Raw genomic sequence first — 9932 nt, 5'->3', positions numbered from 1 at the left:
CCCGGACGCGGTGACCGACCGGATGCCGTGACCGCCCGGTCTCCCGGGCGGGAAGAACAGCCGGCCGGCGCCCCCGAGAGGGTGCCGGCCGGCTGCTTTACGAGGGTGACGGACTCAGCCGAGCAGCTCGTAGTCGAGGTCACCGGTGTGGAAGAGACGGATCGCCTCAAGCAGCTCGTCCTCGGAGAGCGTGCCGCTCTTGTCGGTGTCGATCTGCTGGAAGGCCTCGCGGCCCTCCTCCTCGCCCAGGCCGAGGACCTGGAGCCAGACGGCGAACTCGCCGTCGTCGATGACTCCGTCGCCGTTCTTGTCGGCGAGGGCGACGATGCCCTTGGTGACCGGTCCGAGGACCGGGTTGAAGGTGGCGGCGCCACCCTCGACGACCTCACCGGCGGCCTGGAGGAACTGCGCGCGGTCGATCGGGCCCTGCGGGGCGACGCCCGCCCTCTGCGCGAGGTTCTCGAACATGGCGATGAAGCCGTCGCGCAGCTGGACGCCCTTCTCCGACTCGGGGGTCTCGCCGAAGGCGCGGGCGATGTTGGCGGCCTCGGTCACGAAGTCCGAGGGCTCCAGCACGCCGTCGCCGTTCGCGTCCCACTTGTCGAATCGCTTCGACAGACGCTCCTGGGCGACGTTGCCGACTGCCATGGTCATGAGGTGTTCTCCTTGTTGTTCTTCATGGTGCCGTCGGGACGGATGTCCTTCCGGCCTTTCCCGCGGTCCGGGTCATGGATGGGGGGCCCGGACCGGAGGTCTGTGGGGTGTGGGCGGCGTCAGAGCCGCACCACGTGCCGGCCTTCCGCCGTGCCCCGGGTGTCCAGTACGGGGCAGTCGGCGGAGTCCCAGTCGGTCGACCGGTATTCGGCGTGCTCCTGGAGCAGCACCACCAGATCGCTGCCGGCCAGGGCCTGCTCGCGGGAGCGCTGCCGGGGGACGGGGACGCCGTCCACCTCGAAGCGCCCGACGTAGGGGTCGTGGTAGGAGAGCCGGGTGCCGAGGGCGCTCAGCGCACGGGCCACGGCGTAGGCGGGTGATTCCCGGGTGTCGGAGATATCGGCCTTGTAGGCGACGCCGAGCAGGGTCACCCGGGCCCGCGCGGGGTCCTTGCCCGCCGCGAGGAGCAGGTCCCTGGCCCGTCCCGCGACATGCTGGGGCATCGCGTCGAGGACGGCGCGGGCGGCGCCCAGGGTGTGGAAGGTGAAGCCCTGTTCGGCGGCGTGGGTCATCAGATAGCGGGGGTCGACGGGGATGCAGTGGCCGCCGACCCCGGGCCCCGGCCGGAAGGCGGAGTAGCCGAAGGGCTTGGTGTCGGCGCAGCGCAGGACGTCCCAGATGTCGATGCCGACCCGGTCGCAGTAGACGGCCGCCTCGTCGACCAGGGCGATGTTGACGTACCGGTAGGCGTTCTCCAGGAGCTTGGCCATCTCCGCCTCCCGGGTCCCGGCGGCGACGACGACCTCGTCGACGAGCCGCTCGTAGAAGGCGGTGGCGTGCTTGGCGCAGAGCTTGGTGCAGCCGCTGACGACCTTCGGCGTGGTCCGCAGGGTGTAGCGGCGGTTGCCGGGGTCGATGCGCTCGGGGGAGTACGCCAGGTGGAAGTCCTCGCCGACGCGCAGTCCGTGCGCTTCGAGGAGGGGCTTGACGATCTCCTCCGTGGTCCCCGGGTGGCTGGTCGACTCGACGCAGACCAGCATCCCGGGCTCAAGGCGGCGGGCCACGGTGCGGACCGCCGAGATCAGCGGCTCCAGGTCGGGCGCGCCGTCCGGGGTGAGTCCGGTCGGCACGCAGATGACGACGGTGTGGGCACCGGCGAGGATGCCGGGGTCGGTGCTGGCGCGGAAGCCCGCGGCGCGCATCGCCTCGATCTCCTCGTCGCCGATGTCCTCGATGTGGGAGCGCCCCCGGTCCAGCCCCTCGACGACCTCGGCACCGATGTCGTATCCGACGGTCGCGAGCCCCGCCTCGCAGGCTCTGCGAGCCAGCGGAAGGCCGACGTAGCCGAGACCGACCACGGCGACTTCTGCGAACATGTATCCCCCCGATGTGTCTGTCGGTGTGTCCCTCGCCGCCGGCCCGTCAGGCGCTGAAGCTGCCGCTGCCGGGCGCCACGTGGGAGCCGTAGCCGGGGGCCACCGTCAGGGACGGGCCGAGACAGAACGGGTCGCCGTAGATGCGCACCGGCCGGTCCGTCTCGTTGGCCAGGACGTGGGCGGCGGCCGGTAGCTTGTGGCAGCCCCGCGGGTTCTCGTACACGGACAGCGGCTGCAATTCGGTCTGGAAGACGGTGACGGTTCCCTCGGCCGCGAAGGCCGGGCTCTGGAGAAGGCCCAGTGCGGCGCCGAAGGCGAGTGCGAGGGTGATGTGGGAACGACGCAAGGGACCTGCTCCATAACTGGCAAGGCTGGTCAAAGGGCCTTGCCGGGAAGGGAATTGAGCGAGGATCGGAGTTTCCGTCTGTGGTTCCAGGATCACACGCGGAGCCGCTGTCGAGCGTGATAAATCCGTTGATTCCCCTATACGAGTGAAGTATCCGGGTTTTGGTTAACAGGCGCCGTCGCGTTGGCGTCCGCACCCGTCCGCGAACCGCCGCCCAGGACCCCGAGCGCCCCCGCCGCCTCGGCCGCCCAGACGGCGAGGGTGCGGCGGCAGGGCTTCCCGGTGGGCCGCACCGGCACCCGGTCGAGCACCAGCAGGTACTCGGGGAACTTGCGCCGCTCCAGCCCCCGGGACTCCAGGTGTGCGAGCACGGTGGCCAGGACCGGAGCGGGCGCCCCCGGAGCGGGCCGTACGCACGCGCACAGGCGCTCCCCGAACTCCTCGTCCGGCACCGGGACGCAGACCGCCTCGGCGATCAGCGGATCCGTGCCCAGTTCCTGTTCCACCTCGGCGGGGCTGATCGTGTAGCCGCCCCGGAGCACCACGTTCTTCAGCCTGCCGAGGACCCGCAGCCGTCCCGCCCCGTCGAGCGCCCCGAGATCGCCGCTGCGGACCCAGCCGCTCGCGGTCCGGTAGCGGGCGTCCAGTGCGGGCGCGCCCACGTGGCAGAGCGGGCTCATCGGCCCCTTGGCCTGGATCTCGCCCGGTTCGCCGGGGGCGGCGGGGGAGCCGTCGGGCCGCACGATCCGGAAGGAGGCGACGGCGGGGTCGGGGGTTCCCGCGGTCTCCCCCGAGGGGTCGGCCGTATGGCAGTTGACGCCGTCCGAGGAGCCGTAGACGGTGACGACCGGCACCCCGAAGCGCTCCCGGCAGGCGCTCGCGGTGGAGGCGGGCAGCGCGGCGCCGCTGGAGACGAGCGCCCGGAGCGCGGAGGTGTCCTCGTCCGGGAGGCGCGGCAGGTCGGCCATCCGGCGCAGCATGGTCGGCACCCCGAAGACATGGCAGGGCCGGTGGGCGGCGATCGCCCGGAGCGCGTCGGCGGCGTCGAACCGCTCGCGGGTGATCAGGGTCGCCCCGAGCGCGGCGAGCGCCACCGGGACGCCGAGGGAGCCGTACGAGGAGGCCAGCGGGACGAGGACGAGGAGCCGGAGCGGACCCGCCGGGGGCCCGGTGAGGGCCCGGAGATAGGCGGCCCGGCCTCCGGCCATCGCCTGATGGCTGTACGCGATCATCTTCGGCTCGGTCTCGGACCCGGAGGAGACGAGGAACCGCGCGGGGGCGGTGGCCTCGGCGGGCCGGTCGGCGGGGCGGAACGGCCCGCGCGCGGGGGCCCCGTCGAGCCGTCGTACCCCCTCGGGTGCCTCGGTGGCCGGGGTGAAGAGGGCGCGCGGCCAGGGGAGCCCGGCGGCGGCTTCGAGGTCCTCGGGCGTGCCGAGCACGGCCCCGGCGGCGCGGGACCCGGTCAGGAGGGAGCGGGTGTCGCGGATCCCGCCGCCGAGCGGGTAGGGGAGCGCGACCGCGCCGAGGGCGTAGACGGCGAGTTCCGCCGCCACGGCGAGACGCCCGTTGGGCAGCCGGAGCGCGATGACGTCCCGGGCGCCGAGCCCGGCTTCGGCGTACAGCCCCGCGATCCGCAGGACTTCGGCGTACAGCTCCCGGTAGGTGAGGGCCCCCCGCTCGTCCACCACCGCCTCGCGCTCCGGGTGGGCGTGGACGCGCTCCCGGAAGAGGGTGAAGAGATCGGCGTCGGGGCAGAGCCCGAGCGCCTGCCAGGCCTCGCGGTCGGCACGGGGGACCCGGTCGGGCACGTCGAGCCCGTTACGGGAACGCCAGGGGGCGCCGGTCCGGAGGGCGGGGGGTGTGGTGGTCATGGGTCCTGTTCTTTCGACGGTACGGCGGGCGGCGCGCGGACCCTCACGAGCGCGGGTCCCGGCGGTACGGACACGGGTGGTCGGACACGGGGGTACGGACCCGGGCGCACCGCCCTCTCGCCCCGGGCCCCGGCCCCTTCCCCGGCGACCCGGCCTCAGCGGTCGGTCTGTTCCGTGAAGCTCCAGGGCGCGGCGGGCCGGGCGTACGGCTGGTGCGCGTCGGGCGGCAGGACCGCGCGGGCGAAGGCGGGTTCGGCGGCGAGGGCGGCGAGATCGGTGCGTACGGCCACCGAGGGGAGTCCGGCGGTGCGCAGTGCGGTCAGCCATTCCTCGGTCGTACGGTCCCGCAGCCGTCGCGCCACCGTCTCTGGTCCGCCGGCGCCGACGGTCCCGGCGACCTCCCGGGGCCGGGTGCGGGCCTCGGCGCCCAGGCAGAGCAGTCCGTCGGCGGTGGGCAGCGGGCGGTCGAGCGGGGCGAGGGCGGCCCGCGGGGCGGGGCGGGGGACCAGGGCGGCGGCGGAGAGCAGCGAGGAGGAGACCCGGCAGCCCCGGTGGGTGGCCTCGCGGGCGAGGAGCCCGGCGAGGACGGCCTGCGCGAGGACCAGCCCGCCGAGGACGTCGGTGACGGTCATCAGGGAGGGGGCGGGGGGCTCGTCCGAGGGGCGCAGGGCGGCGGCGAGCCCGCCGTGTACCTGGGCCAGGTAGTCGGTGCCGATCGGCGGGACGGGCCCGAGGGCGGTGCCGAAACCGGAGGCGGAGGCGTACACCAGGCGCGGGTTGAGGGTGTGCAGGGCGGCGGCGTCGAGTCCGAGGTCGCGGTCCTTGCCGGGGGCCCAGTTGTGCAGGAAGACGTCGGCGCCGGAGACGAGTTCGCCGACGGTGTCGCGGCCCTGGCGGGTGGTGAGGTCGGCTTCGACGACGGACTTGCCGTGGTTGAGCGCCGAGAACCGTACGGAGCAGCCGCCCGCGACCGGGGGCAGGGCGCGCTGGGGGTCGCCGCCGGGGGGTTCGACGCGGACGACGTCGGCGCCGAGCATCCGCAGGACGTGCCCGGCCAGCGGCCCCTGCACCCGGCGGGCCGATTCGACGACGCGTACGCCGGCCAGCGGCAGCGCGTCCGCCTCGGGCGCGGCGGCGGGGACGCGGTGCGGGGGGAGGAGGGAGAGGGGGGCGGGTTCGAGGGTCCAGGGGGCGAGGACGGGGGCGGTGGTCGACTCGCCGACCTCGACGACGGAGACGCCGTGGGCGGCGCCCGCGTGCCGTACGGCTTCCAGGGGGTGGGCGGCGACGGCGGCGCGGAGTTCCGGGGGCAGCGGGCAGACGGCGGTGCCGAAGCGGCTCTGGAAGGGCAGCCAGCCGTGTCCCGCGGTCCGGGAGGGGACGCCTAATCGGCGCCAGAACCCAGCCCAGGCGGTGGGGTCGAGCGTCTCGATCTCGACGCGGACGGCGTCGGCGGTGACCAGGGTCGCGAGCCCGGGGCCGCTCGGTGGCGCCGGGTCGTCGCTCTCGGCGGTGGCGGCGGCGAGGTACTGGGTGACGGTCAGGAGCGCACCCTGGGCGAGGGAGGTCCCGGTCCGCAGCGGGGCCCGGCCGTGGGCGCGGGCGAGCAGGGCGGCGGTGGCGCCCTGGGCGGCGAGCACACCGGTGACGGTGGAGACGTACTCGGCGAGGAGCGGGGCGGGGGCGCCACCGGCCCGCCCGTGCACGGCCATGACCCCGCAGGCGGCCTGCGCGGCCCGCTCGTCGCCCGCGTCGATGCCGACGGGCCCGGCGCCGCCGATGGTCCACACGGGCGACCCGGCCCCCTCGGGCAGCGGCCCGAGGGTCCGCGAGAGCAGCACCCCGGCGACCTCCCGCGCGGCCCGCGCGGGCCCGTCGACGACCTCGACCACCCCGCCCCCCTCTTCGAACAGGCTCATGTGCGCCGGCCGCCTTCCCCGTATCGCCGTGTCACGCGTTCTTCCCCCGCCGGAACGATCTTTTTCGCCGAGGAGAACAGGCGGGGGGTGGGTGGGGGCACGGGATGGAGGGCGCTTCACTCACACGGAGTATCTGTCGCAGAGGCGTTCGATATGGGGTCGAGGTTCTTGATGGCACGCGAAAGAGGGGGTGGGGCGACCGTCACGACGGTCGCCCCACCCCCTCTTTCGCCGTGGTCAGCCGAAGATGGGAGTGCTCGCCCAGTTCACCCAACTGGCGAGGACACGTGTGCCGTGGGTGGTGGTGCCTCCGGGGTAGAAGTAGAGCTTTCCATCGGATGCCACGGCCCAGAGGTCGGGGGTGGCGCCGGTGTCGCGGTCGACGTCGGGGGTGCCGATGACGAACGGCATCTGGGCCGCCGTCCAACCGCCCGACCCGTACACCTCGTCCTTGCCGGTCTTGGAACCGGCCGCTGTGGCGAGCGAGGCCAGATCGACGCCGCCGCCCACTCCGGGCTTGCCGTGCCGAAGCAGCAGGCCCCGCCCGGCCTCCTCGCCGCGGAAGAGCAGGTCGGGGACGTTGTCCCCGGAGATGTCGGCAACGGAGACGAGGTCGCGATCCGCCCAGGGGGCACTGGTCAGCATGCGGGCTTCGGAGAAGGACGCGCCGGTGTAGCCGATGAAGATCCACAACTGGTCACCTGAGGTGGCGAACAGGTCGGGCAGCTTGTCGCCGGTGACGTCGCCGACGGCGAGGATCTGGGTGAGTGCCGAAGGCGCGGGAGCGTTCGAGGGAAGCAGAATCTCACGCCGGTGGGTGATGTTCACGGAGCCGTACCCGTCTCCCGGGTACACCCAGAGCTTGCCGCCGAGGCGGACGACGAGGTCTTGCAGCCCGTCACCGCCGTAGAAATCGCCGTTGTGCGTGATCAGGGACTGGGCGAAGTGTCCGGACGGCGGAGCGATGAGAACGGGCAGTTTGTCGCCGTTGGGATCCTTCGCGGGGTTCATCTGGTACGCGCCGGACATGGAGTAGTCGAACTTGCCCGAGCCCTTGGGCGGTGTGCCGCTGTCCGCCTGGGAGGGGAAGAGGCGCAGGTTGTTGCTCGGGGTGACGGCGAACAGGTCGGGCAGCCCGTCTCCGGTGAAGTCGCCGGGGCTGTCGGCCTGGTCGCGAGGGGAGACGTAGAAGAAGTACTTCGTGGCCACCGAGACGTGGCCGGTCTGGTCGACGGTACGCACGTACAGCACATTGGGGCCCGCGGCCGGGGGCCGGGCACCCGTGAGGGAGGTGATGGTGGTGATGGGCGCACCTGCGGCGCGGGACACGGAGTAGGGGTAGCCGTTCGCGTTGAACCCGTACTCGAAACGGATCACGTCCGGGTCGAAGGCCTGGAACTTGAACGTGCCGGTTCCGCCGAACTTGATCTTCGACCAGCTGGAGTCCTCGGGGTCGTTTCCGAAGGAGCTGTCGCCGCCGTCGGCGTCGGGGAAGTCCGTGGAGCTCACCCGGGGAGCCCGCGGGGCCACCGAGTCGAAGACGAACCGGCAGGGAACCTTCGAGGGCGTGTAGGCGGAGGAGGCGCCGGCCGCATCGACGGCTCGTACGGACCACGAGTAGAGGGTGTTGTTCACCAGGCCGCTGGTGGAGAAGGCCGGAGTAGTGCGTCTGGCGTCCGAGGTGTCCGCTCCGACGGAGACGTTGCCGAGGGACTTGAGCATGTCGCCGGTAGTGGACCACTTGTTGGTCGGCCACATGGTGAAGTCGAGGTAGGCGAGGTTCTCGTCGCGGTCGGTGGCGCGGGCGGTGAAGGTGATGCTGGAGGAGCCGACCCTGACATAGGGCTCAGAGGTGGTGCATCTGAAATCGGGACCGAGGTCGTGACTCGTCGGGCTCGTCGGCGGACGGTTGTAGGTCAGTTCGAGGGCCGGGCCGTTGTCGCCGTCGGCCTGGAACTTCTTCCAGGAGTACTGGGAGACCTCGTCCCTGGCCCGCATTCCGAAGGTGATCGTGGACGCACCCTTGTCGGCCGCCTTCTGGGCAGCTGCCTTCACATCGAACTTCTCGTAGTCGTCGCGGCAGCTCGTCTTGTAGCCGTGAGCGAAGGACCGGGCCGGAGCGGCCAGGTTCGCGTCGGTCAGGGCGGGGGCGTTCTTCCAGGTGGTCCGTCCGTTGATCGGGCTGGTGTAGTGGACGGACATGGCCCGGGGGCTACAGGACCAGGAGTAGGTCTCCAGCAGGTACAGGGTGGCCTTCTGGAGCTTGACGCCCGTGAGGTTCTTGTCGAACTTGATGTTGAAGTACGACCGGGAGGTCCCCCAGGTGTCGGACTCGAACCCGACGCGCGCCTCGTGGGTGCCGCCCTTGTTGAAGTCCTTGCCGTTGAAGAAGGTGGCCTTGGGGTGGCGGCTGTAGGCGGTGGTCCAGTCCTGCGTGTGCTTCGTGACGGTGGGGTCGATGAAGACCGGATAGACGGTGTCCGGGTCGTTCAGGAATCCTTGACGAGGAGTGAGGAGCCAGGTGTTCTCCTCGAGATCGGTCGTCACCACGTCACCCCGGGACTCGGGCGACGGGCCGTTGAGCAGTGGCAGGCTCAGTGTGGAGGCGGCGCCGGTCTGTGAGGGCGCGGGCGTCGGCTCCGCGGGAACGGGAGGCAGTGGCGCGTCGGTGAGGTCCGGCGCGGGCTCGTCCGTGGCGGAAGGCAGCACCTCGGCTTCGGGATCGACGTTGTCGTCGGCCAGTTCCTCGGTGCTCGTGCTGGGGCTGGGCTCCGGTGCGGTGGTCGACGCGGCCGGAGTCTCCGGGGGCTCCGGTGCGGTGGGCTGTGACGACGTGCCGAGCTGACCGTCGGTGACGGCGGGAGCGCCGCTGCTGTCCCACATCACCGGCGTCGGAGAGAGCGCCACTTCCTGTCCGTCCGAGTCCTCGGCCCCGATGATCCCCGACTCCGTGTCGAGGCGGAAGGTCAGGGTGGGCGAGGCCAGTCCGTACGACAGCTGTGTGACACGCGGGTCCGCCGCGGCCTGACGGTTCTTCAGGACGAGAAGCTGCGCGAAGCCGCTGTCCTCGGCCGTCAGCACCAGATCGGCGCCCGGGAAGATCTCGGGATACAGGGCCCGTGATCCGTCGATGATGGGCGTGGGGACCGTGCCGGGCCAGGTCAGCTGGATCTGATGGAGGGCGGGAATCCCCTCCGTACCGCCGACGGTGAGGGTGACCAGGGGACTTCCCTCGTCCGCCGTGGCCTTGTACCCCTCGACGAGCGCGACACGACGCACCCGCGTACGCGACGCGCGCCCGGCATCTCCGGCCTTGCTTCCGGCGGAGAACACCACCGGGGTGTTCGTCGCGGTGGGCGCCCAGCCCTCGTCCGTCTTCCGCAGCGTGGTGTCGATCGCCTTCCACTCCTGGCCGACCTTGGCCCAGATCGGGGAGGAGTACAGCTTCTTCGTCATCAGCCCGTCCGGACGGGCCCATGTCGTCGAGCGGTTCGTTCGCAGCTCGGTGACTTCCACCGGCTTCCCGGTCTTGCGGGCCAGCGAAGCCGCGCCCGCCTGATTGACGGTCGGCTTCTTCGCTTCACCGCCACGGGACTCCGGTGCACGGGGTGTGCTGTCGGGTGAGCCGTTCTGGAAGCCCAGGTAGGTGATGCCGCCTGCGGCGAGCGCGGCCGCGACCACCAAGGCGCCCACGCGACGGGCCGCCGGTTGTTGCCGTATCTGTCTCATCAGGAGAGAACCCCTCACTTCCCAGGAGATCCGGGCT

General features: G+C 72.2%; 6 protein-coding genes. All 6 read right to left on the bottom strand.

Going from position 1 to position 9932, the window contains the following annotated elements:
- Positions 1-114 precede the first annotated feature (114 nt).
- Entirely contained in the window at positions 115-654 is a 540-nt protein-coding gene (locus tag BU197_RS20155; RefSeq protein ID WP_188269671.1) for an EF-hand domain-containing protein, read from the bottom strand.
- Between the two features lie 119 nt (positions 655-773).
- Positions 774-2030 carry a nucleotide sugar dehydrogenase gene (locus tag BU197_RS20150; protein WP_188269670.1) on the bottom strand — a complete coding sequence of 419 codons (1257 nt, stop codon included), beginning with the start codon at positions 2028-2030 and terminating at the stop codon, positions 774-776.
- 46 nt (positions 2031-2076) lie between these two features.
- A complete protein-coding gene (locus BU197_RS20145; RefSeq protein ID WP_223183240.1) occupies positions 2077-2376 on the bottom strand; it encodes a hypothetical protein in 300 nt (99 codons plus the stop codon).
- 137 nt (positions 2377-2513) lie between these two features.
- Positions 2514-4247 (bottom strand): class I adenylate-forming enzyme family protein, encoded by a 1734-nt coding sequence (locus BU197_RS20140; protein WP_188269669.1) that lies wholly within the window; start codon positions 4245-4247, stop codon positions 2514-2516.
- Between the two features lie 155 nt (positions 4248-4402).
- Positions 4403-6166 carry a CoA transferase gene (locus BU197_RS20135; protein ID WP_188269668.1) on the bottom strand — a complete coding sequence of 588 codons (1764 nt, stop codon included), beginning with the start codon at positions 6164-6166 and terminating at the stop codon, positions 4403-4405.
- Positions 6167-6403: 237 nt separating this feature from the next.
- Positions 6404-9895, bottom strand: coding sequence for an FG-GAP-like repeat-containing protein (locus BU197_RS20130; RefSeq protein ID WP_188269667.1), 3492 nt, complete (start codon positions 9893-9895; stop codon positions 6404-6406).
- Positions 9896-9932 lie beyond the last annotated feature (37 nt).

The sequence above is a fragment of the Streptomyces sp. CBMA291 genome, assembly GCF_014596525.1.
GTDB lineage: Bacteria > Actinomycetota > Actinomycetes > Streptomycetales > Streptomycetaceae > Streptomyces.
Note: the sequence above shows the minus strand (reverse complement) of the source record. Positions and strands in the feature narration are given on the sequence as shown.

Excerpts from the sequence above, each read along its gene's own strand:
- BU197_RS20155 (WP_188269671.1), bottom strand. The coding sequence starts at position 654 with ATGACCATGGCAGTCGGCAACGTCGCCCAGGAGCGTCTGTCGAAGCGA.
- BU197_RS20150 (WP_188269670.1), bottom strand. The coding sequence starts at position 2,030 with ATGTTCGCAGAAGTCGCCGTGGTCGGTCTCGGCTACGTCGGCCTTCCG.
- BU197_RS20140 (WP_188269669.1), bottom strand. The coding sequence starts at position 4,247 with ATGACCACCACACCCCCCGCCCTCCGGACCGGCGCCCCCTGGCGTTCC.
- BU197_RS20135 (WP_188269668.1), bottom strand. The coding sequence starts at position 6,166 with ATGAGCCTGTTCGAAGAGGGGGGCGGGGTGGTCGAGGTCGTCGACGGG.
- BU197_RS20130 (WP_188269667.1), bottom strand. The coding sequence starts at position 9,895 with ATGAGACAGATACGGCAACAACCGGCGGCCCGTCGCGTGGGCGCCTTG.